General features: G+C 38.9%; 30 protein-coding genes and 6 tRNA genes. 28 read left to right on the plus strand and 8 right to left on the minus strand.

Annotated elements, in window-relative coordinates:
- The first annotated feature begins 8 nt into the window (after positions 1-8).
- From AC1M9K_RS06620 to AC1M9K_RS06630, 3 genes are read left to right on the plus strand one after another with little or no spacing between them, the layout of a single operon-like run.
- The gene (locus AC1M9K_RS06620; protein WP_481588828.1) at positions 9-632 is read left to right on the plus strand and encodes a DUF1294 domain-containing protein; all 624 of its coding nucleotides are present in this window, start codon (positions 9-11) and stop codon (positions 630-632) included.
- Between the two features lie 29 nt (positions 633-661).
- Positions 662-1054, plus strand: a complete 393-nt coding sequence (locus AC1M9K_RS06625) for a DUF4870 family protein (RefSeq protein WP_481588829.1) — start codon at positions 662-664, stop codon at positions 1052-1054.
- 26 nt (positions 1055-1080) lie between these two features.
- Entirely contained in the window at positions 1081-1395 is a 315-nt protein-coding gene (locus AC1M9K_RS06630) for an antibiotic biosynthesis monooxygenase family protein (protein WP_481588830.1), read from the plus strand.
- A 2-nt stretch (positions 1396-1397) separates the two neighbouring features.
- On the opposite strand, the gene AC1M9K_RS06635 is transcribed toward AC1M9K_RS06630, so the two are convergent.
- From AC1M9K_RS06635 to AC1M9K_RS06645, 3 genes are all read right to left on the minus strand, one after another.
- Positions 1398-2285: a DMT family transporter gene (locus tag AC1M9K_RS06635; protein WP_481588831.1), complete on the minus strand. Its 888-nt coding sequence runs from the start codon at positions 2283-2285 to the stop codon at positions 1398-1400.
- Positions 2286-2337: 52 nt separating this feature from the next.
- Positions 2338-3069, minus strand: coding sequence for a 1-(5-phosphoribosyl)-5-[(5-phosphoribosylamino)methylideneamino]imidazole-4-carboxamide isomerase (hisA, locus tag AC1M9K_RS06640; RefSeq protein WP_035267561.1), 732 nt, complete (start codon positions 3067-3069; stop codon positions 2338-2340).
- Between the two features lie 129 nt (positions 3070-3198).
- Complete coding sequence (locus AC1M9K_RS06645) at positions 3199-3960, minus strand: hypothetical protein (protein ID WP_179999052.1); 762 nt, start codon at positions 3958-3960, stop codon at positions 3199-3201.
- 556 nt (positions 3961-4516) lie between these two features.
- Between AC1M9K_RS06645 and AC1M9K_RS06650 the strand changes: the two genes are divergently transcribed.
- The gene (locus AC1M9K_RS06650) at positions 4517-4945 is read left to right on the plus strand and encodes a helix-turn-helix domain-containing protein (RefSeq protein WP_228133253.1); all 429 of its coding nucleotides are present in this window, start codon (positions 4517-4519) and stop codon (positions 4943-4945) included.
- Positions 4946-4995: 50 nt separating this feature from the next.
- Here the strand turns inward: AC1M9K_RS06650 and hisH are convergent, their stop codons facing one another.
- Together hisH and hisB are read right to left on the minus strand one after the other, a co-directional pair.
- Positions 4996-5613, minus strand: coding sequence for an imidazole glycerol phosphate synthase subunit HisH (hisH, locus tag AC1M9K_RS06655; RefSeq protein ID WP_035267559.1), 618 nt, complete (start codon positions 5611-5613; stop codon positions 4996-4998).
- Positions 5613-6206, minus strand: a complete 594-nt coding sequence (gene hisB, locus AC1M9K_RS06660; RefSeq protein ID WP_035267557.1) for an imidazoleglycerol-phosphate dehydratase HisB — start codon at positions 6204-6206, stop codon at positions 5613-5615. Before hisB ends, hisH begins: the two co-directional genes overlap by 1 nt.
- Positions 6207-6299: 93 nt before the next feature.
- On the opposite strand from hisB, the gene AC1M9K_RS06665 reads away from it, so the two are divergent.
- The 4 genes from AC1M9K_RS06665 to AC1M9K_RS06680 all read left to right on the plus strand — a co-directional run bounded on the left by AC1M9K_RS06665 (position 6300) and on the right by AC1M9K_RS06680 (position 8045).
- A complete protein-coding gene (locus AC1M9K_RS06665) occupies positions 6300-6677 on the plus strand; it encodes a GNAT family N-acetyltransferase (RefSeq protein ID WP_481588832.1) in 378 nt (125 codons plus the stop codon).
- A 172-nt stretch (positions 6678-6849) separates the two neighbouring features.
- Positions 6850-6925: transfer RNA gene (locus AC1M9K_RS06670), tRNA-Phe, on the plus strand.
- A gap of 135 nt (positions 6926-7060) precedes the next feature.
- Positions 7061-7136 (plus strand) — tRNA-Phe (locus AC1M9K_RS06675).
- Between the two features lie 132 nt (positions 7137-7268).
- Complete coding sequence (locus AC1M9K_RS06680) at positions 7269-8045, plus strand: class I SAM-dependent methyltransferase (protein WP_481588833.1); 777 nt, start codon at positions 7269-7271, stop codon at positions 8043-8045.
- A gap of 6 nt (positions 8046-8051) precedes the next feature.
- On the opposite strand, the gene AC1M9K_RS06685 is transcribed toward AC1M9K_RS06680, so the two are convergent.
- Positions 8052-8474: a GNAT family acetyltransferase gene (locus AC1M9K_RS06685; protein WP_179999046.1), complete on the minus strand. Its 423-nt coding sequence runs from the start codon at positions 8472-8474 to the stop codon at positions 8052-8054.
- Between the two features lie 270 nt (positions 8475-8744).
- Here AC1M9K_RS06685 and AC1M9K_RS06690 point away from each other — a divergent pair, with 270 nt between their 5' ends.
- Entirely contained in the window at positions 8745-9212 is a 468-nt protein-coding gene (locus AC1M9K_RS06690; protein ID WP_180028781.1) for a hypothetical protein, read from the plus strand.
- Between the two features lie 217 nt (positions 9213-9429).
- Here AC1M9K_RS06690 and AC1M9K_RS06695 read toward each other — a convergent pair whose 3' ends face one another.
- On the minus strand, positions 9430-9699 hold the full coding sequence (locus tag AC1M9K_RS06695; RefSeq protein WP_035267550.1) for an oxidative damage protection protein: 270 nt from the start codon (positions 9697-9699) through the stop codon (positions 9430-9432).
- Between the two features lie 28 nt (positions 9700-9727).
- Entirely contained in the window at positions 9728-11158 is a 1431-nt protein-coding gene (gene argH / locus AC1M9K_RS06700; protein ID WP_481588834.1) for an argininosuccinate lyase, read from the minus strand.
- Here argH and AC1M9K_RS06705 point away from each other — a divergent pair.
- From AC1M9K_RS06705 to AC1M9K_RS06795, 19 genes are all read left to right on the plus strand, one after another.
- Positions 11149-12303, plus strand: coding sequence for a sensor histidine kinase (locus tag AC1M9K_RS06705; RefSeq protein ID WP_481588835.1), 1155 nt, complete (start codon positions 11149-11151; stop codon positions 12301-12303). The two genes, argH and AC1M9K_RS06705, sit on opposite strands and share 10 nt — an antisense overlap.
- Before the next feature lie 52 nt (positions 12304-12355).
- Positions 12356-13093 carry a LytR/AlgR family response regulator transcription factor gene (locus tag AC1M9K_RS06710; protein ID WP_092766460.1) on the plus strand — a complete coding sequence of 246 codons (738 nt, stop codon included), beginning with the start codon at positions 12356-12358 and terminating at the stop codon, positions 13091-13093.
- A gap of 95 nt (positions 13094-13188) precedes the next feature.
- Positions 13189-14109 carry a hydroxymethylbilane synthase gene (hemC, locus tag AC1M9K_RS06715; RefSeq protein ID WP_481588851.1) on the plus strand — a complete coding sequence of 307 codons (921 nt, stop codon included), beginning with the start codon at positions 13189-13191 and terminating at the stop codon, positions 14107-14109.
- A gap of 9 nt (positions 14110-14118) precedes the next feature.
- Positions 14119-14901 (plus strand): uroporphyrinogen-III synthase, encoded by a 783-nt coding sequence (locus AC1M9K_RS06720; RefSeq protein ID WP_481588836.1) that lies wholly within the window; start codon positions 14119-14121, stop codon positions 14899-14901.
- Positions 14898-15737, plus strand: a complete 840-nt coding sequence (locus AC1M9K_RS06725; protein WP_481588837.1) for a hypothetical protein — start codon at positions 14898-14900, stop codon at positions 15735-15737. The genes AC1M9K_RS06720 and AC1M9K_RS06725 overlap by 4 nt, the downstream gene beginning before the upstream one ends.
- A 2-nt stretch (positions 15738-15739) precedes the next feature.
- Entirely contained in the window at positions 15740-16933 is a 1194-nt protein-coding gene (locus tag AC1M9K_RS06730; RefSeq protein ID WP_481588838.1) for a heme biosynthesis protein HemY, read from the plus strand.
- Between the two features lie 9 nt (positions 16934-16942).
- On the plus strand, positions 16943-17359 hold the full coding sequence (locus AC1M9K_RS06735; protein ID WP_481588839.1) for an acyl-CoA thioesterase: 417 nt from the start codon (positions 16943-16945) through the stop codon (positions 17357-17359).
- A gap of 126 nt (positions 17360-17485) precedes the next feature.
- On the plus strand, positions 17486-17809 hold the full coding sequence (locus AC1M9K_RS06740) for an H-NS histone family protein (RefSeq protein ID WP_035267603.1): 324 nt from the start codon (positions 17486-17488) through the stop codon (positions 17807-17809).
- Positions 17810-17975: 166 nt separating this feature from the next.
- Positions 17976-18719, plus strand: coding sequence for a type II secretion system protein N (gspN, locus tag AC1M9K_RS06745; protein ID WP_180028789.1), 744 nt, complete (start codon positions 17976-17978; stop codon positions 18717-18719).
- On the plus strand, positions 18719-19555 hold the full coding sequence (locus AC1M9K_RS06750) for a type II secretion system protein N (RefSeq protein WP_481588840.1): 837 nt from the start codon (positions 18719-18721) through the stop codon (positions 19553-19555). Before gspN ends, AC1M9K_RS06750 begins: the two co-directional genes overlap by 1 nt.
- A gap of 42 nt (positions 19556-19597) precedes the next feature.
- Positions 19598-21985: a type II secretion system secretin GspD gene (gene gspD / locus AC1M9K_RS06755; RefSeq protein ID WP_481588841.1), complete on the plus strand. Its 2388-nt coding sequence runs from the start codon at positions 19598-19600 to the stop codon at positions 21983-21985.
- A 69-nt stretch (positions 21986-22054) separates the two neighbouring features.
- Positions 22055-22729, plus strand: coding sequence for an FHA domain-containing protein (locus AC1M9K_RS06760; protein ID WP_481588842.1), 675 nt, complete (start codon positions 22055-22057; stop codon positions 22727-22729).
- Positions 22730-22787: 58 nt separating this feature from the next.
- Positions 22788-23459 carry an HAD-IA family hydrolase gene (locus AC1M9K_RS06765; protein WP_481588843.1) on the plus strand — a complete coding sequence of 224 codons (672 nt, stop codon included), beginning with the start codon at positions 22788-22790 and terminating at the stop codon, positions 23457-23459.
- Positions 23460-23576: 117 nt separating this feature from the next.
- A complete protein-coding gene (trpE, locus tag AC1M9K_RS06770; protein WP_481588844.1) occupies positions 23577-25070 on the plus strand; it encodes an anthranilate synthase component I in 1494 nt (497 codons plus the stop codon).
- A 98-nt stretch (positions 25071-25168) separates the two neighbouring features.
- Positions 25169-25244: transfer RNA gene (locus AC1M9K_RS06775), tRNA-Thr, on the plus strand.
- 53 nt (positions 25245-25297) lie between these two features.
- Positions 25298-25381 (plus strand) — tRNA-Tyr (locus AC1M9K_RS06780).
- A gap of 34 nt (positions 25382-25415) precedes the next feature.
- Positions 25416-25491: transfer RNA gene (locus AC1M9K_RS06785), tRNA-Gly, on the plus strand.
- Between the two features lie 14 nt (positions 25492-25505).
- Positions 25506-25580: transfer RNA gene (locus AC1M9K_RS06790), tRNA-Thr, on the plus strand.
- A 149-nt stretch (positions 25581-25729) separates the two neighbouring features.
- On the plus strand, positions 25730-25829 hold a 100-nt coding region (locus AC1M9K_RS06795; protein WP_009586195.1), incomplete at its 3' end, for a GTP-binding protein.

Genomic DNA, 25829 nt, shown 5'->3' on the forward strand with positions numbered 1-25829 from the left:
GGGGAAATATGCGTGATCAAGGTCGTCTAGTTGAATGGTTTGATGAAAAAGGCTATGGATTTATTCAACCCAATGATTCATCCAAAGATCGCGTTTTCCTTCACATTAAAGATTTTGCCAAACCAGGCCCAAGACCGATTCCAGGTTGTGCTTTGGAGTATATCGTTCAATTGGATGGTCAAGGTCGATTTAAAGCGAAACAAGTAGCATACTTAAAAGCGACTCAGGCAAAAAAAGTAAAAACGAAGCCGCGTCATTCACCAGTTACTCAACAAAAAATGCAACCGATGCAAGTGGCGATTATTGCTTATATCTTAACGCTTGCTACATTAGTCCTATTAGGGCTATTGAGTATGATGGTGATGTTGGTCATTTTATTGATGAACCTGATCACCTATGGCTTATATGCACACGATAAAGCGGCGGCTCAACAGGGGAGTCAACGTGTACCAGAAAATACATTACATGTGGTTTCTCTATTAGGTGGATGGCCGAGTGCTTGGCTTGCTCAGCAACGCTTGCGTCATAAAACACAAAAACAACCATTTCGAAAAATTTATTTCTGTACTATAGCGTTTAATATACTGATTATTTTATGGATAATTTCACCATTTAATGGTTTGAAATTATAAAGCCTCAAAAAAATTAAAAAGGTGACTTTATGAATTATACAGCTGATCAAAATCCAAACCGCAGCTTAACGATTTTACTTTACATCCTGTATATCATCGCTATTTTTTCAGCAGGTATTTTGGCGGTTATTGCGCTAATTATTAACTATTGGAAACGATCAAAGGTACAGGGCTCAATTTTTGAAAGTCATTTTACTTGGCAAATTCGTACTTTTTGGTGGTATTTAATTTGGAATATCATCGCGTTCCTGCCGTTTTTGTTCTTATTCTTCACGGGTGACAATCCTAATGCCTTTGCTGGTGTAGCACTGGGTGCAACAACATTCTGTATCGCAGTGATTGGTTTGTCATGGGTTTGGATTGTTTATCGTGCGATCAAAGGAATTATTAAGGTCAATGATAACGAGCCAATGTATCAATAATTAAAACTCATGAATGGGGTGGTGTCATGATTATTGAGCATGTTCATTTAAATATCAAAATGAACCAGAGTGAGGCATTCGAAAATGCTTTTAAATTAGCTAAAGACATTATTTCACCAATTAAGGGGCTAAATGCGGTTCAGCTGATTAAAAATACGAATAATGAACATGCTTATATTTTACTGATTTACTGGAACAAACTTGAAGATCATACGGAAGGTTTTAGGCAGTCAGAGGCGTATTTAAAATGGAAGGAACTCTTGTATCCCTTTTATGCGCCTATGCCTGAAGTACAGTATTTTCAACCATGTATGATGTTAAAGCTAAAAGAGCCCCAATAAGCTTATTCTTTCTTCTTAAATTTTGGTCTCCACTCACTGGTAATTACACCGAGCACAACCAACACGCCACCTAAAATTGAGAGCATAGCTAAACGCTCACCTGCTAATCTCCCAATCAAAGCCGCCCAAACAGGTTCGCCAGAATAAATAATGGCAGCCTGTGAAGGATCAACCACGCGTTGAGCCCAGTTCATGACTAACTGAATGATTGCACTTGCAAGTCCTAATCCTCCAATAATCGCAACGAAGATCCAGTTAAACTCAGGGAGTTGTGTTTCACCCACCAATGGTGCCATTAGAAAACAAATTAACGATGCAAAAATGAGTTGTAATATCGTCACTCGGCGTAAATTGACTCGAGGTGCAAAGTAACTAATGAGAATAATTTCAAGTGCAATCGCAATTGATCCTATCAAGGTAATGATCTGACCAAATTCAAGCCGAATAGCACCAAACCCATTGCCTGTTAAGAAAACTAAACCTACAAAGGCGAGTCCTGCCCCTATCCATGTCATAACATGTGGCCTTTTTTTAAAGAGCAACCACAATAAGATGGGAACCAACGGCACATAAAGTGCTGTCAAAAAGGCAGACTCGCTACTGGTGATGGTCTGTAAGCCAATGGTTTGCGTTCCATAGCCAATTGCAATCACTGTTCCAATGCAAAATCCTGCCCAAATATCTTTGGCACTAAAATTTTTACAATATTGAAGTGAGATGAGACCAACAGCCAGCGCAGCTGCTGCAAATCGAAAGGCAACGAAAAGAACTGGTGTGCTGAAGTTCAATCCATATTTGACTGTTATGAAACTGGCACCCCAAATCATCGTAATTGCAATAAGGGCAAGTTGTGGTGTTTTGGTTTTGAGGGTAGGAGATAAATTCAACATATTTTTTAAGTAAGAAAAAGAGGTCCTAAGACCTCTTTAGAAACATGCGCTATTAGAGCGCTTGTTCATCAAGTAATAATTGAGCTTCACGAAGATTTAAAGTGCCTTCATAAATTGCACGACCAGTAATCGCACCTAAAATACCAGGCTGACCTTTTAAGTTGCGAACGTCGTCTAGATTGGTCACACCGCCTGAAGCGATCACAGGTAAACCTGAATAAGTCGCAAGATTAACTGTTTGTTCGATATTCACACCTTGCATCATGCCATCACGTGCAATATCGGTATACACGATACTAGATACACCAGCATCTGCAAAGCGTTTAGCTAAATCAGTTGCTTTTACGTCAGTTACATTTGCCCAGCCATCAGTGGCGACCATGCCATTGATTGCATCAATACCGACAATGATGTGGCCTGCGAATTTTCTACAAGCTTCCTCAACAAACTCAGGTTCTTTGACTGCTTTTGTACCAATAATGACGAATGATACACCTGCATCTAAGTAGTGTTCGATGGTTTCAAGAGAACGGATGCCACCACCAATTTGAATTGGCAGTTCAGGTTGTGCTTTTGCAATCGCTTCCACAACAGGTTTGTGAATAGGTGTACCAGCGAAAGCACCATTTAGATCAACTAAATGTAAACGGCGAGCGCCAGCGTCTACCCAATGTTGTGCTGTTGCCACAGGATCATCAGAGAAAACGGTATCGTCTTCCATACGACCTTGTTTTAAACGGACACATTTACCATCTTTAAGGTCAATTGCAGGGATAATCAGCATGCTTTCGCTCCTTGCCAGTATTCTGGAGTTTATTCGCAGCAATCTTAGCAAAGAAACATCAAATGAGCGAAGTAACAATGAAAAAAAACCGTCAGAACAATGTTGACGGTTTTTTAGACGAACTTTGAATTAAATGTATGGTGTTGTATCTAAGTTAGAGATTAGATCAAAGCTAGTTGGTGTGATACTGGTTGGGATTGCACCTAAAGCATTTGTGATCTCTCCCGTGAATCCTACAAGATCACCCACGACAGGAATCGATGACAGAGCATCTGTAACAGGTGCTAAATCATCCAGTAAATTATCTAATGTTCCTGAGACATCTCCTAATGTTCCTGTGACACTGCCTAAAGGATCATCAATGAGACCAGTCACGAGATCAAGAGGTTTGGTACTTGCGACATAATCTCCCGTTTCACTCACGAATCCCAAAAGATTTGAAGAGGTTTCTCCGACAACATCTACGACAGCACCTAAACCTGGCACTTGGCTTAGCAGGTCGGTCACGGGATCGGCTAAACCAGCGACTTCACCTACAACATTTGAAACATCTTTGATGGTTTGGCCTACAGTTGCAGTAGTGCCATTCAATGCAGTATTAATGCCCCCTAATAGATCTCCCTTCGAAAAATCATCAGCGATAGCGTGTAAGCCTCCGCTTAAATTTCCTAGTAAATTATTTTCAAGATTGAGTACCGATTCCACTGTATCTCCGATCAGTGGCAATTCTGTTAACTTATCCGTTAATGGTTTGGTCAGCGTCCCTACTGTGTCAACAACGGTATCTACAACTGTCGTTACGGTTTCTAGAATAAAACCAACTGCTTTCGTAATTCCCTGTAAAGCAAGGCTTAGAACGCCACTGATTTTTCCAGTAAAAAGTTTAAACATGTGCAGATTGCTCCAAAATATATGTGGTTAGTGTTGGATCTTTGTTGTTTCAGCAAGTTCATAATTAACAAAGAAAAAAATTTCAGACAAATCGAAAAAAAACAATATAAGTGGAATAATTTTGAAGATATGCCGTAAAAACAGCAACTTAATACAACACAAGGGTAATGTTTAAAAATGTTAACAAAATCAATTATTTATTGTGGTTTAATTTGGTGCTTGATAGAATAAATGTACACTTATAATGCATGAATATTATCGAGTAGCATGGTGTAAATACCTAAAATGCCAACTTGTTCGATTCGTTGATTGATTTTGTGAATTTTGTGTATTTTTTTAATGATTAAAATTGGTGCTCATTGTCTTTACATAAGTTAACAATTAATCATTGGGTCAATTTATTTTTCTTTTTAATTCAAACTGAGTAATGAGAAAAATTAGATCACACTTTTATTTGTGAATTATCTATATTGAAAATAATTTCAATTTCATCTGATTTGTTTGGCAATATTAGACTCAACTGCATAGGCTTAATGTTAAATTGAAACTGCAGACAGTGAATAAGATTTGGACAGAAGCGATGGCAGTTCAAGAAGATGATTTATTTAGCGAAGGTGCTAAAAAACTTAGAAAATTGATCAAAGAGAAAAACATTAAACCGACTGATGTGGTGAATGCATTGGGAGTCTCTAAGGAAACGCTGTCGAAATGGGTGCAAGAGTCAACTCCTGCCAATGCTCAACATCTAGTTGAATTAGCGAAAGTACTGAGTGCTGCAGAACGATGGGTTTCAGACGCTAAAGATGGTAAAAAATCAGAAAGTTTTAAACAGTATCCTTTGAAGGATGAGTTGGCTTTAAAAGATGCAACGCCAGAACAATTAATTTCAGAACTTAAAAGTCGTTATGCTGCGCTGAATCTAAAAGCAGAAATTAAAGTAACTGTTGAGCCAATTGAAGGTGGCTTTGTCGTAAAAGATATTTAGAGTAAAGTCTGAAAAAAAGCTCACTGAAAACAGTGAGCTTTATTATGGCTTTAAATTTTCCACTCTACAAAATTTTTCAACAACTGTAAGCCAGCTGTATGACTTTTTTCTGGATGGAACTGCGTAGCAAACAAATTATCTTTATGGATTGCGGTGCAGAATTCCAAACCGTAGTTACATGTCGCAGCAATGATCTCAGATTGTTTCGGTTCAACATAGAAACTATGTACGAAATAGAAACGAGCATCTTGATCAATGTTGTTCCACATTGGATGGCTTGGATCTGCTTGGTGTACCTGATTCCAACCCATATGGGGAACTTTTAAACCTTCAATATCTGGAAAGCGTTTAACAGCACCATCAAAAATGCCTAATGCATCTGCACCACCATTTTCTTCAGAGTGTTGCAGCAGAGCTTGCATGCCGACACAAATCGCAAGGACAGGCTTGTTGAAAACGGCATTGCGTACAACCTCGTCAATGCCAGCCTCGTGCATACCTTGCATGCAATCACGCATTGCACCAACGCCTGGGAACACAATTTTATCTGCTTGAGCAATCAGCTTAGGATCATTGGTCACATCAACGGTTGCACCAACATGCTCAAGTGCTTTTGCTGCTGAGTGAAGATTTCCCATGCCATAATCAAGAAGGGCAATACGGGTCATTACAAAGTACCTTTGGTTGAAGCTACAGTATTTTCTGCACGTGGATCTACTTCACAAGCCATACGAAGTGCTCGTGCAAATGCTTTAAATACACTTTCAATTTGGTGATGGCTATTTTTACCTTTCAAATTGTCTATGTGGAGTGTCATTAATGCGTGATTCACAAAGCCTTGGAAAAACTCAGAGAATAGGTCGACATCAAAAGTACCAATGCGCGCGCGCGTAAATGGAATGTCCATCCATAAGCCAGGGCGGCCTGATAGGTCAACAACGACACGACTCAAGGACTCATCAAGTGGTGCATAGAAGTGACCATAGCGACGTAAACCTTTTTTGTCACCTAAAGCCTGTGCAAATGCCTGACCAAGGGTAATACCACAGTCTTCTACTGTATGGTGATCATCAATTTCTAAATCGCCGTCGCAATGAATATCGATATCAAATAAACCATGACGCTTGATTTGGTCGATCATATGGTCTAAAAATGGAACACCTGTATTGAGGGTGCCTTGACCAGTACCATCAAGATTCACGCGAACACGAATTTTGGTTTCGTTTGTGTTTCTTACCACTTCACTGATACGTTGCGTCATAGACACGTTCCTCAAAAACGTTAAAAATGATGAATGTAGATTTTCGATGTCACGAAAGTGACAGCATATTAGATTGCTCAGGAGGGTTAATCAATGCCTATAACCGTACATGCAATAACTTCGCTTGATAATGTTGAAGTTCGTGAACAGCTTGAGCGCTTATATGACACCAGTCCAGAATTTAGTGACGGACAAGATGCCATTGAACAACTTGAGCAAAACTTAACTCAGTATACCTTACTTTACACGGCAGAATTTAATACAAAGATCATTGGGGCCATTTGGTCAACTGGACAAGGTGAAAGTCGAACGCTTGAAAATATCGTAGTTCATCCGGCTAACCGTGGACGTGGTGTCGCAGAGCGCTTAGTGAGTGAAGCATGTCGAATGGAAGAAGAGAAAGGCGTTAATCATTTTGAGCCTGGATGTGGTGCAATACATCGTTGTTTAAGTAGTTTGGAAAAAATTTAAAACTATTGTTCGATTTTAAATATTAAAAGTCAGTCAATACTGGCTTTTTTTATTGGATTTGTATGTATTTACATCGAATAATCTAAATGTTGTTGTAAAAACATCCATTTGTTTAAATATCCCAAAAACTTGCTTGACTATATCGAGATGAAACTGTTTAATACGCGACATCGGCGTGATAGCTCAGTTGGTAGAGCAACGGATTGAAAATCCGTGTGTCCCCAGTTCGATCCTGGGTCTCGCCACCATATTCTTTTAAGAATTTGTATTTTCAATCTCTGATCCCATCAGAGATTTTTTTTGGGTAAAATTTACTCGAACAAATAAAAAATGCATGATTTTTATTGACTATTGAGCTCAGTTACGGCTTAATACACCCCATCGGCGTGATAGCTCAGTTGGTAGAGCAACGGATTGAAAATCCGTGTGTCCCCAGTTCGATCCTGGGTCTCGCCACCATATTCGAAAAATCCTCAACAATGTTGAGGATTTTTTTTGCTTATAAAATAATACAAAATGAATCGAAGTCATTCATCATCCATTTTTTTTGATGTGCTAAGGTTGATTCCTCGATCAAATTCAGAATAAAAAATGAAAGACCTATTTTCTGATCAAAGTGAGCTTTATCAACAAGCTCGTCCAAGTTATCCACAAAGTGTGATTGACGAAATCTTCAAATATGTTCAGAACTATGAAATGGCTTGGGATTGCGGGGCAGGTTCAGGACAATTCACCCGCTTATTGGCTCCGCATTTTAATCAAGTCATTGCAACGGATATAAGCGCATCACAACTTCAGCAAGCCCCAGCAATAGATAATGTAATTTACCGAATTGATAATGCTGAACATAGCAATTTTAAAGCACAATGTTTTGACCTGATTACAGTTGCCCAAGCCATTCATTGGTTTGACTTCGAGTTATTTTTTCAAGAGGTCTATCGAACACTGAAGCCCCAGGGTGTCTTTGCAGTGATTGGATATGGGCTTATTGAAGTGGAGAATGAGGAGCTTCAAAGCTGTATTGAAAAGCTATATCACCAAGTATTGAAAACATATTGGGAGAGTGAGCGTCACTATATTGATCTGAAATATCAAACGATTCCATTTCCTTTTGAAGAAATCCCGACCTGTGAGCAGCACATGCATTGTAAATGGCGGATTGATCAATTGATTGATTATTTAAATACATGGTCAGCTTTAAAGAAATATCTTAAACAAAATACGCAAGCCAATAATCAGGCGACACAAATCTTAAATCAGATGAGCCAATATGCCTTAACTTTGAATAATGATACCGGTCATAAATTTAATATTCGATTCCCAATATTTTTACGGATCGGTAAATTGATAAATGCTCCTGTTTTATAAAATTTCTTAATGGTCGTGAATGAGTCTTTTAGCAAGGCATACAACTTCTTTTTCGTCATATCCCAATTGTTCATAAAAGTTTTGAATATCAATAAATTCTTTTTGCACTAAAAGCTGAACTTCTGGACAACCAAGTGCAATCAATCTTTTTTCCAAATGTTGAATCAACGCTGTAGCAACACCATTCCGTTGATGATTGGGATGTACCGCGAGGTAATTGATCCACCCGCGATGACCGTCGTAACCACCCATTAATGTTGCGATAATGAACTGATCTTTCACTGCCACCAAGAATAAGTCATCTTTTTGTGCAGCCTTCCTAAAAATATCAATTTCCGGATTATTCCATGGTCGTGTTAGATCACATCTTTCCCAGAGTTGAATGATGTCTTCTAAGTCAGTCTCAATATAAGGACGAATGATAAACATGATGCGCTCAAATGGTGGTTAATTTTAATACAGAGATTAGCCTACTCTGATGAAATTGATAACTCATAATCATCTTATGTGTCTATTTTCTGCTTTACATTTATGCAGTCTTTTTTAGATAGGAAGATAAATATCAATAAAAAAGATTTGTCTGTGAGGTGAGTCTAACAATTCCTGTTAAGTAAATGATATTTAAGATAAATGGTAGTTGTGTTTGGCTGAAATGTTTTTAAAGATGGCTTTTATTACGTTCAGTGAGAGCGATGGGGAATGAGACAATTTAAGCAAGTTTTGTGGGGAATCTGTGCTTGGGGTCTTTCGAGTTTGAGTTGGGCGGCACATCCTAACAATGGGCATTTTAAATTACTGCCAGATGATCAGTTAAGTTTGGTCAATGCTTTAGGTATTGAGGAATCTCAAATTCGTGAAATTACATCTTTTAAATCTCAGGATTTAAACCATTTAGAAAATTTCGTGAGTGATAGAAAAAGGATTCATTATACAAAGGATGAAGAGCAACCTTTTAAAGCGCTTATGGACTTAACATCTATGAACTCTTTACAATTCAATGGACAGGTTTTGGAGCAGCGGTTTGATCTTCAAAATCGGCAGATTTACATTAAATTTGGCCCAATTCGTGTTGACCGAATGGAGATGCAGTTAAATATGGATGGAGTTTACCAATTAGGTCATATTTTAAATCCACCACAAGCACTTCTTTCGTCAGCTAAATTTTGACTCCATTGATATTTATTTGATGTCCCATAAAAAAAGAACCTCTATTACGGAGATTCTTTTGGGATTAAAGCCTGTGCACACCTTCTGTGTTTTTCTTGCCTAATTTTTAAAGTAACGCATAAAAAAGAATCCCCAAAGATGGGGATTCTTTTTAGATTAAAGCCTACGCGAACTTCGTCCTTATCTTACGTAAAAAGAAAAGCAGTGCTTTCTTTTTTTACTCAGGCTTTAGGCCTTCAGCTTTTTCTAAAGTTTCATCATTGTTGAAGAACTTTTCACGTTGTTCTTCAAGAAATTTTTTTGCATCAGCTTCAAAGACATTTAAACGTTTTTCATTGATTAAAGTAGTTTGATGCTTTAACCATTCGCCCCATGCTTGCTTAGAAACACTATCAAATAGTTCCTGACCTTTAGGACCAGGGAATGGTGCAAAATCCAAACCTTCCATTTCTTTTTGATACTTACGGCAAAATACTTGGCGAGACATATCAATACTCCAAAAATATAATCAGAAATTAAGCGTAAAGAGCTTTTAAACGCGCATGAGCACGCTCAATTGCTGCTTCAACTTGAGCAGGTGCTGTTCCACCGATGTGGTTACGTGCATTGACAGAAGCTTCTAAAGTTAATGCTTTTTCAAAGACGTCAGCTTGAATTAAATCAGAGAATTGTTGAAGTTGTTCAAGCGTAAGTTCTGATAAATCCTTACCTTCTTGGACGCCAAGCGCAACTGCTTTACCGACGATTTCATGTGCATCGCGGAATGCAACACCATTTTTCACTAAGTAATCAGCAAGGTCAGTTGCTGTTGAGAAACCACGCAGCGCAGCTTCGCGCATTTCAGGAATATTTGGAACAAGCGCAGGAATCATGTCTGCGAAAGCCATTAAAGAGCCACGAACCGTATCAATAGCATCAAATAATGGTTCTTTATCTTCTTGGTTGTCTTTGTTATATGCCAAAGGTTGACCTTTCATGAGGGTTAGTAGACTCATTAAGTCACCATATACACGGCCTGTTTTACCACGAACAAGTTCAGGTACATCAGGATTTTTCTTCTGAGGCATGATTGAAGAGCCTGTGCAGAAGCGGTCAGGAATATTCACAAACTTGAATTGTGCAGATGTCCAAAGAATTAATTCTTCAGACATACGAGATAAGTGCATCATGATGAGTGATGCCGCAGCATTAAACTCAATACCAAAATCACGATCAGATACAGCATCTAATGAGTTTTCTGCAACTGCTTCAAACCCTAAAAGTTCTGCTGTATAAGCACGATCGATTGGATAAGTGGTACCTGCAAGCGCAGCAGAACCTAAAGGCATACGATTCACGCGTTTACGGCAGTCAATCAAACGTTCTGAGTCACGTACCAGCATTTCAAACCATGCCATTAAATGATGTCCAAACGTCACAGGCTGTGCAGTTTGAAGATGTGTAAAGCCCGGCATGATTGTATTAGTATTTTTAGCAGCCAAGCCTAGAATGCCTTTTTGTAGTTTGTGTAATAACCCTAAGATGGCATCAATTTCATCACGTACATACAAACGAATATCCGTTGCTACTTGGTCATTACGGCTACGACCTGTATGTAATTTCTTACCTGTAATCCCAATACGTTGTGTTAATCGAGATTCAATGTTCATGTGAACATCTTCTAAATCAATACGCCATTCGAAGTTGCCAGCTTCAATATCCGCTTTAATTGCGGTTAAGCCTGCGATGATGTCATCACGCTCTTGTTCAGTGAGTACACCGACTTTTGCCAACATCGTTGCATGTGCGATTGAACCTGCAATATCTTGTTTATAAAAGCGTTGGTCAAATTGGACAGATGCTGTAAATTCAGCGACAAAGGCATCAGTTGCTTCGGAAAAACGACCGCCCCACATACCTGAAGTTTGGGCTTGTGACGGATTAGAGGAATTAGAAGATGTGGTCATGTCGGCTCAGTAAAAGAAAAAGCAGTAATTTTGCATCCAGTATAACAAATTCAAATCAAGATGCCGAAGTCTTGCCTATGGATAATTCTTCAAAAGATAAACAAGAATTTATCGACGCCAATTTCTTTGTACGTATTGGGCAATGGCAATATTTTGCAGAGTTATTTATTGCCAGTATTTTTTTGGCGTTATTGCTGTGCCTAGCAGAGTCACAGTCTTGGTCAAATTTACAGACATCACAAGTGATCAAGTATGTGCTTTATATCAATTGGGTGGTATTGGTCTTTATTGCCGTAATTGATTTATTTAGGGTGTTTTGGCAAAAACTAACCACTTGGCAGTCTGCGATTTATACATTTGCACTATTAGAACTCATTATCCTATTCACTACTTGTAGTTTGAATTTTCTGTTTTTTTGGGGGAGTAACTTTTCTTTACAAAAATTTTCATGGTTACTTTTATTTGATCATGTGATTTTACATATGAGCTATGGCGTATTGTTGATCACTTTTTGTTTACGATATATCTATGTTCGGGGTGAGTGGTTAAAGCAGCAACAAGGTGAATTGAATGCTCGAATTCAAGCCATGCAAGCAAGAATACATCCACACTTTCTTTTTAATAGTTTAAATAGTGTGGTGAGTCTGATTGGGAGTGATCCAGATAAAGCAGAGCAAATGCTCATCGATCTTTCAAGGTTGTTTAGAGCAAGCTTTCAAGAGCTGAAAATTGTCACATTAAAAGAAGAAATCCAATTGTGTGAACATTATTTGGCGGTTGAAAAGCTAAGGTTGGGTTCGAGATTAAATGTGGAATGGAATATCTTGCAACCAGAGCAGTTGGGCCAAGCAAGTATTCCTTTTTTAACTTTACAGCCTTTAATTGAGAATAGTATCTTTCATGGGGTGGAGAAAAAGTTAATTGATGCAAAGATTGTCATATTGGTTGAAATATTACAAAATCAAGTCACTATAGTCATTACTAACCCTTATATAGCCGATAAAATGGCCAATAGGGAGGGGAATGGTATTGCGATAGAAAACGTGAAACAGCGTTTGAAAGCACACTATGGGTATACGGTACAGTTTAGGAGTCATGCAGGTAATGGAATTTACACGACTGTAGTCCAGTACCAATATAAATAAAATCAAGTTAATACATTAAAATAAGTAACGTTAACTTGAGCAAGGAGGAACAATGGACATCCTAATTTGTGATGATGAGCCACTCGCGGTTGAGCGCTTATCTCGCTTGGTCACTCAATTGGGGCATCAAGTTGTTGCAACTGCGCACCATGGAAAAGAAGCTTTGACCTTAGTGCAACAATATGAGCCTGATGTAATTTTACTTGACATCCAAATGCCTGAAATGGATGGTTTGACATGTGCTCAGCATCTTTCACAGCTAAACCCAATGCCCGCTATTGTTTTTTGCACGGCCTATGATGAGCATGCTTTGACTGCTATTCAGGCACAAGCGAAAGGCTATTTATTAAAACCGATTATCAAATCAGAATTAGAAAATACACTCAATAATTTAACTAAACTTACTCAAGCTCAAATGTCGAATATAGAACAAAAAGAAAATATGGAAGAAAAACATCAACGTCAGCAAATCGCTGCGAAAACGTATCGTGGTCTTGAACTCATTCCTATCGAAAATGTTTACTATTTTCTAGCTGATCAGAAATACGTAACAGTACGACACAAAAACGGCAGTGTGTTGATTGATGAGACTTTAAAAGATCTAGAGCGTGAGTTTTCAAATAAATTTATACGAATTCATCGAAATGCGCTGATTGCATTGGATTATTTGGATGGATTGGAGTTGGTTGCTTCAGGCCAGTATCAAGTTCGTTGTCGTGAACTTGAAGAGAAATTGGCGGTCAGTCGCCGTCACTTACCTTTGCTTAGAGAAAGAATGCAAAATATTTAGTTGCCTAAAATTATAGTGATTGCCGAACAATTTACTTGCAATTTTGGGACAGCAGGGTAAGTTTAGGATGTCTAAAGTTTGGCAGCATTAAAATGATCAAAACCTTAAAAATTGCAACTCGTCAAAGTCCATTGGCTTTATGGCAAGCGGAGCATATTCGTGAGCGACTTGAGACCCTACATGCTGGCCTAAAAGTTGAGTTGGTGACGTTTGTGACCCAAGGTGATAAAATTTTAGACACTCCTTTAGCCAAGATTGGTGGAAAAGGTTTATTTGTTAAAGAGCTTGAGGCTGCATTACTTGATGGTCGTGCAGATCTGGCTGTCCATTCCATGAAAGATGTGCCGATGGCGCTCCCAGAAGGATTAAGTCTTGCCGTGATTTGCGAGCGAGAAGATCCTTTAGATGCTTTTGTTTCGAATACTTATAGCAAGTTTGAAGATTTGCCCCTTGGTGCCAAAGTGGGAACCTCAAGTTTGCGTCGTAAATGTCAAATTTTAAAAGCCCGTCCAGATCTTGAGATTATAGATTTACGTGGAAATGTAGGCACACGACTATCTAAGCTTGATGATGGGCTTTACGATGCCATCATTCTGGCAAGTGCAGGCTTAAAACGTTTAGGTTTAGCAGAGCGTATTCGACACACGCTGAATGCACAGACGAGTTTACCCGCAGTTGGCCAAGGTGCATTAGGTCTTGAGTGTCGAGGTGACGATGCACGCGTATTAGAGTTGATTCGACCTTTATTACATGCAGAAACTGATGCGTGTGTTCGTGCAGAACGGGCATTTAATGCTTATTTGGAAGGTGGGTGTCAGGTACCGATTGCGGGATATGCGACTTTAAATGATCAACAGATTCAATTAGAGGGGCGCGTAGGCAGTGTGGATGGTCAAACATTATTGGTTGCTAAAGTAGAAGGTCCAGTTGAACAAGCTGAAACGTTGGGTGTTTCACTAGCAAAAGCTTTGATTGACCAAGGTGCTGCTGATTTATTAAAAGCGCTGTATAAATAAAAAAATGAAATGAAGTTTATCAATACTCGACCTGCAGATCGTGCTAAGCCTCTCAATGAGGCACTGGTACGTGCAGGATATGAGCCTATCGAGTTATCTGTACTAGAGTTGGCTGCTGTTCATTGGAGTGATGAACTTGATCAGCTCTTTCAGCAATTAATTTCAGCACAAGTGATTGTGGTCGTCAGTCCAACAGCCGTTGAAGTTGGCATGCAGTTTCTCGAAAAATCGGGACTTAGATTGACCGATTTAAATCATATCAAATGGATTGCAGTTGGCCGGAAAACAGCTGAAGCTCTAAGTCGATATGGTGTTAAAAGTTTAGTTCCAGATGTTGAAACATCTGAAGGAATGTTAAGTCTTCCGGTTTTAACACAAAATGCTGATCTCAAACGTATTGCGTTTTGGCGGGGAGAAGGTGGCCGTCAGTTCATGATGCAGCAGTGTCGTACTGCTAAAATTGAAGTACTTAATTTTGTTTTATACTCCCGCTACTGCCCAAGTGATGCTCAAGATAAATTTAAACATCTACTTGAAGCATTCAATGCAAATCCACAACCTTATGCTGTATTGATTAGTAGTGAAGCCAGTTGGAAAAATTGGCTGAGTTTATGCAAAAATTATCCTGTATTTATGCAACACGGTCATTACTTGGTTTTAGCGGATCGGTTATATCAGATCGTGTGTATGTATCAACAGACCTCAAATACTAAATTTCAAATCACTCAAATTGCGGACTTAATGCCAGATACGATTTTGTCGCAGCTTGAAAGTGAACATAGGCACTCATGAAGAAAATTTTATATCTATTCATTTTAGGCTTAATCATTTGGTTGATTAAACTCAGCTATGATCATTTTTCATTACAAGAAAAAGTTGAGTTGCTACAACAAACTCAACATAAATCAGAGCAATTAGTGGCAAGTTTGAATGATCAGTTGGTAGCAATTCAGCGCTCAAATCAGCAGGTTTCGTCTCAATCCAATCCACCTCAGCAAAACAATAATCAACAAGAAATTCAATCTGAAATCAATCCAATCAAACTCTTAAGTCAAAAATTAGAGCTAATTCAATTTGCCTTAGATCAACATGAGTTTGTATATGCACTTGAGCAACTCAATCAACTGGATCAACTGGTTGAGCGCTTGGCTTTGGCAGATACATTGCAGGTTTCAATGCATCGAGCTGTTGAGCATGATCAAAAAATGATTCAACAATATGTTGTGGCAAAAAATATTCAAATTGCTCAGTTAGGAGACTTGCTTGAAAATATTGATGCAAATTTGAAAAATGAACAACAAGTACAGCAACTCACGAGTGATAACTCTTCGCAATCCTCATGGTTTGAGCGTGTATTCAAAGTTGAACGCGTTGATGAACAGATGCCGGTATTACTTAATCGAAGATTAGTTTTAAAAGAAGTTCAATTGAGAGTGTTATTTGCTCAAAGAGCACTACAACAAGGACAATACATTGATTATCAAAATGCACTGACCTCAATTATCGATGAACTGGATCAACTGCCTGATGCTGCGGCAATCAAAATAAAAAATAAAGCGAAACATCTCAAACAAGCACAACTTTTACCTGTCCCTAAATTGAACAGTAAAGCAATTTTAGAGGGCTAATCATGAAACATATTTTTATAGTTTATGCATTAGTTGGTTTAATGATATTAGCCGTGTTAAGTGTGCTGAGTTATCAAGAAGGGCCAGGTTATATTTACATGCTTTGGCACGGTATTCAGATTCAAACGAACCTCTGGTTTGTTTCATTTTTTCTTCTATTCGTTGCTTTATCTCTTCATCTTTTATGGTTTTGGGTTGGAAAGATGAGATCAAGAGAGCAGCGTAAAATTCAACAAGTGACAGACTTTTCAAGGTTACATACGTATGAAAAATTAGGTGTTTTGTGGGTTTTGGAGGCCAACACAAAACAGCGAGAATATTTACAACCTGTGTTTGAGAACTCAGGATTACTCAAAGAAGTTATTCAATCTCGTATATGGTTGAAGCAAGATCGTATTGATGATGCGTTGAGTGTTTTACAACAAAGTCCTGCAGATGCTTTTGAATTGGCTGAACTCCAGCGTATTGAAATTTATTTAGCTCAAGGGCTTCCAGATCAGGCTTTAACCCATTTGGAGTTTTTACATGGTCATATGCTGTCACCATGGTTAAAAGATCTTGAAGATGCTTATCAGCATAAGTTGAATCATCTATGGGGCAGATTTGCGATTCAATATCCATGGCATTATTTAAAATCCACGCAATATGGCCATTTAGATTTGGAACATAAAAAGAAATGGCTTTTAAAGCTACTCAATGATTTTGACAACGCTTCAAATACAGATTTAGAGCTTATTCAAATTCGGTATGCTCAAATGAGTGATCAAATTGTGTCGTCTTCATATAGTATTAAATCGTTATGGTTAAAACTTATTTCTCGCATTCCTGAGATGGCTTTTGATGAAACTCAACTTTCTTTGTCTTTATTAGAAGAACGGTTCGATCAGGATATTTTTTATTTATGGTTTCAACAACAATTGTTAAAACAAAATCCTGATTATGAAATGCTTGAAAACCAGATTGATCATTTTGAAATGAAATATCCTGGATTACCGATTTTGAGTTTTTCTAAATGGCATATGTATACTGCGACTCATCGTGAACAGGATGCTGAGGCATTATTGCAATTATATCCTGATCACCCTTTAATGAACTATTTAAGAATTAAATCTGTATTAAAAGGCGATGCTGTATTAACTCAGCAATTGAACAGTGTCTTTGAGACCCATAATAAATTTATTCAATTTAAATTATGAGAATGATGAATGAAACAAATGAATGAATATAAAGTCATTACCCATCAAAAAGTCGCTTGGGGTGATATGGATGCTTTTGGACATGTCAATAATGTAATTTATTATCGCTATATTGAAACTGCTCGAATAGAGTATTTGAATCAATTAGAAATCTTAGCGTTAGATATTAATACTGTTGTGGCTTCAAATAGTTGTAAATATCTTAAACCAGTGTTTTATCCTGATTATTTACGCATTGGAACTAAAGTGGTTGAATTGCGTAACTCTGCCTTCAGGATGGAATATACAGTTTGGAGTGAGCAACAGAATGAAATTGTGGCACTTGCTGAGGCCGTTATAGTTTGTGTGGATAAAAATACAATGCAAAAGGTTTTGATTCCAGAGCATATTAGAGAAAAAATAATAGAAATAGACTCGGTTAATTAATGTATTAAATTATTTGTTTTATTTATGTATATTAAATAACATGATGGATTGATTAAAATAATTTATAACAATAAGATGACGCTTTATAAATCTAATAATGATATTGAATTTTTTGGAGTAAATGTTATGCCTGATATTAGTAATTTATCTGTTGAAGAGTTAAGAAAGTTAACTGCTGAAGCCCAAGCTTTGATCGAGTCTAAGAAAGATCAGGAAATTGAAGATGCTTATCATCAGATTACTCAAATTGCTGAATCAGTGGGTATGTCTTTAGAGCAATTCATTGAATATGGTGCACAAAAGCGTAAGAAAAGCACGCGTAAATCTGTAGAGCCTCGTTATCGTAATAAAAATAATACTGCGGAGACTTGGACAGGGCGTGGAAAGAAGCCACGTTGGTTGGTTGCAGAGCTTGAAAAAGGTGCCAAATTAGAAGATTTTCTTATCTAATTTCACTGATTTGTCATGTAATGACACTAATATTAAAAAAACCAAGCAAATCTGCTTGGTTTTTTTATAAGTGAATTGGAGAAGTGTAAAAATTATGCATAATACCAAGATAGAAAATTTTCAAACATTTTGCGGTTAATTAGACTTAGATGTTGGTATACATGGAATGATAAAAAAATCAAAAAAAATGGTGTGGTTAAGCGTCGCTATCTTCGCTTTTTTATTATTTGTTTTTTTACAAGTTCCAGCATCGTGGCTCATAGCTAAATTTTATAAAAATAATCAAATTTTAAAAAATGTCAGTGGCAATATCTGGCAAGGTCAAGCAGATTGGCAAAAAGGAAATCTCGCAGGTTCTGTCATCTGGCAAACACGTCCTTTCGATCTGATTTTATTAAGGGCTGGTGCCAACTTAGAAATACATAGTGGTCAGACTCAACTCAATGGTGTAGTGGGTTATGGGCTTGGGAAAAAAATAATTATCAAAAATATGAGTGGAAATATTGCTCCTGAAACACTTAAAACATTTGTGGATTGGCAATGGCCTCAGAATAGTATTCAGCTGAAGGATGTAGCATTTCAATTCAAACAAAACGATGGTTTTGCAAAAACCGACGGAGAGATGCAATGGGGTGGTGGTACGCTAACTTATACATTTGCCCAAAAACAAGAACGAATGAATATGCCATCCTTAAAAGGGCAATTTTCAGACGAAGCTGGAAAACTGCTCATTGATGTACAAGATCAGCGCGGGCAAAAAATGGCCAACCTTAGTTTAGATCCTGCATTAATGTTGGATGCACAGGTGACCCAAAGATTATTAATGAATGTGCCTTCATACGATGGTAAAGCTGGTTTGGATACCTTTGTTGTCAGTACGAGACAGCCACTGCTGAGTGGAGGTTTCTAATGAAAGGATTCCAAGATAAGTTTTCACAAATTTCATTAAAAGATTTAGATCGAATTGCTCCACTTACTTTATTTATTCTGATTTTAATCATGATGTGGAAGCTCGCTTCATTATTTTGGTTGGTGGTTGCACCACCGCAAGTCATGCAAGTTGAGCAAGTCGCATTAGGTTCGCAGCAACTTCCTGTTCCGAATATATCGAGTTTCTCATTGTTTCAAGAAACAGGTGCGCAAGTAAGTGCTGCTGATGTTAATTTAGCGCTTACGTTGCAAGGGGTTGTGGTTTCGACGCCGAGTAGTCAATCTTCAGCGGTGATTAAAGTTCGAGAGGTTGCTGATCGTTATACCATTGGACAAACTTTGGAAGGAAGTTCTTTTCAGCTTTCAGAAGTATATTGGGATCATGTGGTATTGAAACAGCCGAGTGGTGCGACGACTGAGTTGAGATTTACCGGAATAGAAAATCTTAATCAGCCGCTGGTACCTGATGCACAGCAAAATTCTGCTAACGCAACTTCGAATTCAGGTCAAACGACTACTCAAAATGCCATTGGTCAGGCAATCAATCAAATTCAAGAAAATCGTGAACAATACTTAAGTAATATGGGTGTCAACACTGACAGTGGTCAAGGTTATGAAGTCACGGATCGAACGCCTGCATTTTTGAGAAGCAAACTGGGATTAAGACCTGGTGATCGCATTTTATCCTTGAATGGGCAATCAGTCGGTCAAGGACAAAGCGATGCACAACTGCTAGAACAGGCTAAACGAGAAGGTAAAGTTCGCATTGAAGTAAAACGAGGTGATCAAGTGATGACCTTCCAACAAGAATTTTAAAATGTGTAAATTTGCATAAAGTATTAGGAAATATAACAAGTTATGGATTTTTTAAATCGAAATCGGTCACTTTGGGCGATGGTCGCAGTAGCACCAGTATTGGCTGTCGCAAGTACCGCTGCGCAAGCGCAAACTTGGAAAATTAACCTGCGTGATGCAGATTTAACTGCATTTATTAATGAAGTGGCAGATATCACGGGAAAAAACTTCGCAGTTGATCCGCGGGTTCGGGGTAATGTGACGGTCATTTCAAATAAGGCTTTAAACAAAGCTGAAGTCTATGATTTGTTCTTGGGTGTGTTAAACGTTAATGGCGTTGTTGCTGTACCTGCGGGTAACACTATCCGCTTAGTCCCTGACAATAATGTAAAAAATTCAGGTGTGCCTTTTGATGCCTCTCGGAACGCACGAGGTGATCAAGTGGTTACTCGTGTCATTTGGCTGGAAAATACTAACCCCAATGATCTAATACCAGCGTTAAGACCGCTCATGCCGCAATTTGCGCATTTGGCGGCGGTACAAGGAACAAATGCGCTTATAGTCTCAGATCGTGCGAATAATATTGCACAGCTTGAAACGATTATTCGTAATTTAGATGGAACGGGACAAAACGATATTGAGGCTATTAGCTTGCAGTCTAGCCAAGCTGAAGAGCTGATAGTTTTGTTGGATTCAATGTCTTCTACGGGGGGTGCCAAAGACATTTCAGGTTCTCGAGTACGTATTATTGCAGATGCACGTACTAATCGGATTTTGATCAAGGGTGATCCAAGTACTCGTAAACGCATTCGTCAAATGATCGAAATGCTTGATGTTCCTTCAGCTGATCGCTTAGGCGGTCTAAAAGTATTTAAGCTTAAGTATGCAAGCGCAAAAAATTTGGCTGAAATTTTACAAGGTTTAGTATCTGGTCAGGCGGTGAATAGTACCAGTAATTCAAATAGTTCAACCTCCAATTCAAGTGCTAGTAACTCATTAATTAATAATACTTCGAGTAATACGTCTTCAAATGGGAGTGTGAGTACTCCAGCGATTAATTTGAATAGTGGTTCAAATCAAAATCAACAAGATATTACAAGTTTTAATAGTAATGGCGTGAGTATTATTGCTGATGGTGCACAAAATGCATTAGTGGTAAAAGCAGATCCTCAACTCATGCGTGAAATTGAATCTGCTATTCATCAACTTGACGTGCGTCGTCAACAAATTCTCATTGAGGCTGCTATTGTTGAAGTTGAAGGAAATGACGTAGATCAATTGGGTGTTCAGTGGGCACTAGGTGACATCAGTAGCGGTATTGGTGTAATCAATTTTGATAAAGCGGGTGTAGGGCTGAGTCAATTGGCTTCTGGATTCCTTGGTAATGTAGCTACGGGTGCTGGTTTGATTGGAGCTGGTGCTTCATTGGCCTTAGGTGAATATAAAGAAGGTGCGAATGGATCGCGTAAACTGTATGGCGCACTGATTCAGGCATTAAAGACCAATACTAAGTCGAACTTATTGTCTACACCATCGATTGTCACCATGGATAACGAGGAAGCTTATATCGTTGTGGGTGAGAATGTCCCATTCCAGACGGGATCTGTGACAACAACAGGTGGAACAGCAAACCCTTATACTTCAATTGAGCGTAAAGATGTTGGTGTAACATTAAAGGTTATTCCACAAATTGGTGAAGGTGGAACAGTTCGTCTTGCTGTAGAACAAGAAGTATCCTCAGTGAAGCCAGATAGTGGTGAGGCGAAAGACTTGGTGACCACTAAGCGTGCCATAAAAACCTCAATTTTGGCTGAAAATGGTCAAACAATTGTGCTGGGTGGTCTGATTTCAGATGATACTAAGTTAACGCGTCAAGGCGTCCCAGGTTTAAGCTCGATTCCTGGTTTGGGTAGACTGTTTAGAGCAGATGCAAAGAATAATGTGAAACGAAACCTACTCGTTTTTATTCATCCAACAATCGTAGGAGATACGGCTGATATTCGTAGATTGTCACAGCAACGCTATGATCGTTTATACAGTTTGCAGTTAGCACTGGATGGTGATGGGACATTTAAGAAGTTACCGGATAATGTTGATGATATCTTCCAACAGCGGTTGCCTGTATCAAGTACTCCTCAACCCGTCAAGCCTATCGTAGTGCCATCAACGCCTCAAGCAGTAGAGCCGCAGGTACAGCGTTATACTGCTCCAACAGCACAGTCTAAGCCAGTAGGGCGTGTGATTGAACGTCCAAATGTCATCGTGACTCAGGATCCTGTGGTGAAATCAACGCGAGTGCTGCCAAAGCCTGTGATTTACAATCAAGTTGCCACAACAAATACAAACAATGCCCAAGTCGTGGTGGAAACCCCTGTCGCGATTGAGCCAAAACAAGATGTGCAAAGAACACAAAATACGGTCACAACCACGACATTGAGACCATCTCGATAACATGCGTTCAATGTGAATCTCGAAAACAGCCATGTTAAAATGTCAAAACTTGAATAATGGATCGAAACTATGACTTGGAAATTACAAACAATTACTGGCGAATTTGCGGGTAAAGAAGTTGATATCGATCGAGACATGTTGGTGGGTCGTCATCAAGATGCAGATATTTTGATTCAGTCTGCAGATGTATCACGTCGTCATGCTGCTTTGTTTCTAAAAGAGCAGGTGCTCACTGTTCAAGACTTAGGTTCGTCAAATGGCACGTTTATTAACGATACAAAAATTGCTGAAGGCGAAACTATTGTTAAAGATGGCGATATTCTGCAATTTGCTAGCCATAAATTTTCAGTTTTAGCACCTGCGCAATCTGCACAAACATTACAAGATATTCAGCAGCCTAGCGAAGCAATCGCAACAGCTGAAATTTCTTCAAAGGTTGCAGTAGAGAAGACAGCAGCAGCTGAAATGCTTGAGCAGGGTATGCCTGATCTGAAAGAGCGAGATAGCTCAGTTCAGCTTACTCGAGATGGTATGCCTCAAAATGTAGGAATTCCTAAACCAGCGCCAATTCCTGAGGGAGTTGATGTTAATACAACTGTCAATAAGCATGAAGCGTGTGAGGTAAATATTCCTGCAGCTTGTACGGAAAAAGAGTTGGAAACTCAAAAAAATGCCAATATTGGCTTAATGGCCTTATTGGTGTTAGTGATTGTGGCACTGGTTGCCTGGTTTATTTTCAACTAAGTTGCATGTGATTTTTTAAGGCATGCTTTCGCATGCCTTTTTTGTTAGGTTTAAAATAATGAATATTGCGAATTTGGAACAGCGTGACTTAATTCTTTTTGATCTGGATGGAACCTTGGTTGATTCGGCATTTGATCTATATCGTGCCATGAATATGAGTTTGAATGTATTAGAACTGCCTTTGGTCACAGAAACTCAAGTTCGAAATTGGATTGGTAAAGGGACTTCATTGTTCTGTCAGAGTGTTTTAATGCATCTGACGGGGCGTGTAGAGCCTTCTGAGCATCAGCAATTATTAGATACTTTTTTAGAAATTTATAATGCCGAACCTTGCGTGGATACGCGTCCATTTCACGGCATTATCGAATTTTTAGAGTGGGGTCGAGCTCATCAAAAAAAAATGGTGTGTGTCACGAATAAGCCTGAATTACCCGCTAGAAAAATATTGGCTGAATTAAAGATGGATCACTATTTTGTGGATACGGTGGGTGGAGATCGTTTTGAGGTGAGAAAACCAGATCCTAAACCTTTGTTGCATTGTGTTGAGGCCTTTGGAACTGATCTGGACAATACCTTGATGATTGGTGACTCATCGAATGATGTAGAGGCAGCGCGCCGTGCGGGTATTGATTGTATTGTCGTAAGCTATGGTTATAATCATGGTGAAGATATTCAGTTATGTAAGCCGCAACAAGTAGTTGATGATTTAACTGTGTTGATTTCTAAATAAGTTGTAATAAATAAAGAAGGGTAGAGGAATGAATAGTTTTAATGTTTTTCGATGGCGTCTCTCAGCGCAGACCTTATAGAACATTCAATATGCATCGAAAACTACAGAGAATTCCTCATGACAACGTCAACTCAATTTCAACAACTTCAATCACAAGGTTTTAACTTAATTCCAGTTTATCGCCAACGCTTAGCAGATACTGATACTCCATTGTCAGTATTTGCACGTTTAAAACAACATCAACAAGCCTATTTATTTGAGTCTGTAGAAGGTGGTGAAAACTGGGCGCGTTATTCCATTATTGGTCTAGGTGAGTCAACCGTATTCTCTTGTAATGCAGGACAGTTAACAATTCAGAATGCTGACGGTCAAGTCGAATCGTTTGAGTGCCAAGATCCTTTCCAGTATATCCGTGACTTTCAATCGCAGTTCAAAGTGCCATCAAAAGCAGAACTTCCCGATTTGCCTAACTTTACAGGGGGCTTGGTGGGCTATCTAGGTTATGACGCGGTACGTTATATTGAACCGCGCTTAAATAACGTTCCTGATGCTGATCCTGTTGGATTGCCAGATTTATGGCTCATGTTGTCTAAAACAGTTGTAGTTTTTGATAATTTAAAAGACACGCTATTTATTATCGTACATGCGGATACACAGGATGCAGATGCTTTTAATAAAGCACAAAGCCAGCTGGATGAAATCGAATCATTACTTGCCACACCGGTGAGCTTGCAGGCAAAGCCTCACACGGCCCCTCATTTTGAATCATTAACAGGTAAAGAAAAATTCTTAGAATCGATTGAAACTGTTAAAGAGTACATTCGTGCGGGTGATGTGATGCAGGTGGTTCCTGGTCATCGCATGGTATCGGACTTTGATGGTGATCCTTTACAAGTATATCGTGCATTACGTCATCTTAATCCTTCACCATATCTGTTTTTAGTACAAGGAAAGACGCTTAGTGATGAAAAGCCATTTTATATTGTGGGCTCATCACCAGAAATTTTATCGCGTTTAGAAAATGGGGTGGCGACTGTGCGCCCATTAGCGGGCACACGACCACGCGGTAAAACCAAAGAAGAAGATTTAGCGCTGGAAAAAGATTTACTTTCCGATGAGAAAGAAATCGCAGAGCACTTAATGTTGATTGATTTGGGTCGCAATGATATTGGGCGTGTATCAAAAATCGGTAAAGTGCAAGTCACTGATCAAATGGTGATCGAACGTTATTCACATGTCATGCATATTGTTTCTAATGTGCAAGGGGAAGTTGAGGAAGGCATAGATGCTTTGGATGTTTTTAAAGCAACATTCCCTGCAGGAACACTTTCTGGGGCGCCAAAAATTCGTGCTATGGAAATTATTGACGAAGTTGAGCCAGTAAAACGTGGAATTTTTGGCGGTGCTGTTGGTTATTTAGGCTGGCATGGTGAAATGGACATGTCTATCGCAATTAGAACCTGTGTTATTCGCGAAAATAAGGTTTATGTACAGGCTGGTGCGGGTCTTGTTGCAGACTCAAATCCTGATTCTGAGTGGAATGAAACCCAAATAAAAGCTCGCGCAGTGATCAAAGCGGTTGAATTATCATCAAACGGATTGATTTTGTGAGTTTTTAGGGTTTTTTTTGAAAAAAACACTTGCACGGATTTCAAGTTTTGCTAAACTGCACACCGTTCCGATACGAAACGTACGAAACACTAAGAAACGCCGGCATAGCTCAGTTGGTAGAGCAACTGACTTGTAATCAGTAGGTCCACAGTTCGAATCCGTGTGCCGGCACCATCTTAGAGAGTTTAAGTAGTCGAGTAAAGAACAACACTGAAGTAAGTGTAAATGGTGAGATTCCCGAGCGGTCAAAGGGAGCAGACTGTAACTCTGCCGCGTAAGCTTCGAAGGTTCGAATCCTTCTCTCACCACCAATTTTAAAACTTCGATCTAGTGTCTTACCAATATGCGGGAGTAGCTCAGTTGGTAGAGCGGCAGCCTTCCAAGCTGCATGTCGCGAGTTCGACCCTCGTCTCCCGCTCCATCGAAGTGTTAAATGCTCTTATAGCTCAGTGGTAGAGCACTCCCTTGGTAAGGGAGAGGTCTCGAGTTCAAATCTCGATAAGAGCTCCAGATATACAGTTTAGTAGAAATTTCTACAAAGTTTTAAAGAAAGCAGGCTTATTAGTCTGCTTTTCAAGTATTTAAAGTGTCATTTTTTTGGCGACAGGTCGATACTGAACAATCTTAGAATTGTGTTCGACGTAAACGAGGAAGATCTCATGGCTAAGGCTAAGTTTGAACGTAATAAGCCACACGTTAACGTGGGCACAATCGGTCACGTTGACCATGGTAAAACAACTTTAACTGCTGCTATCGCAA

This window comes from Acinetobacter sp. 24-47-67 (assembly GCF_056779735.1).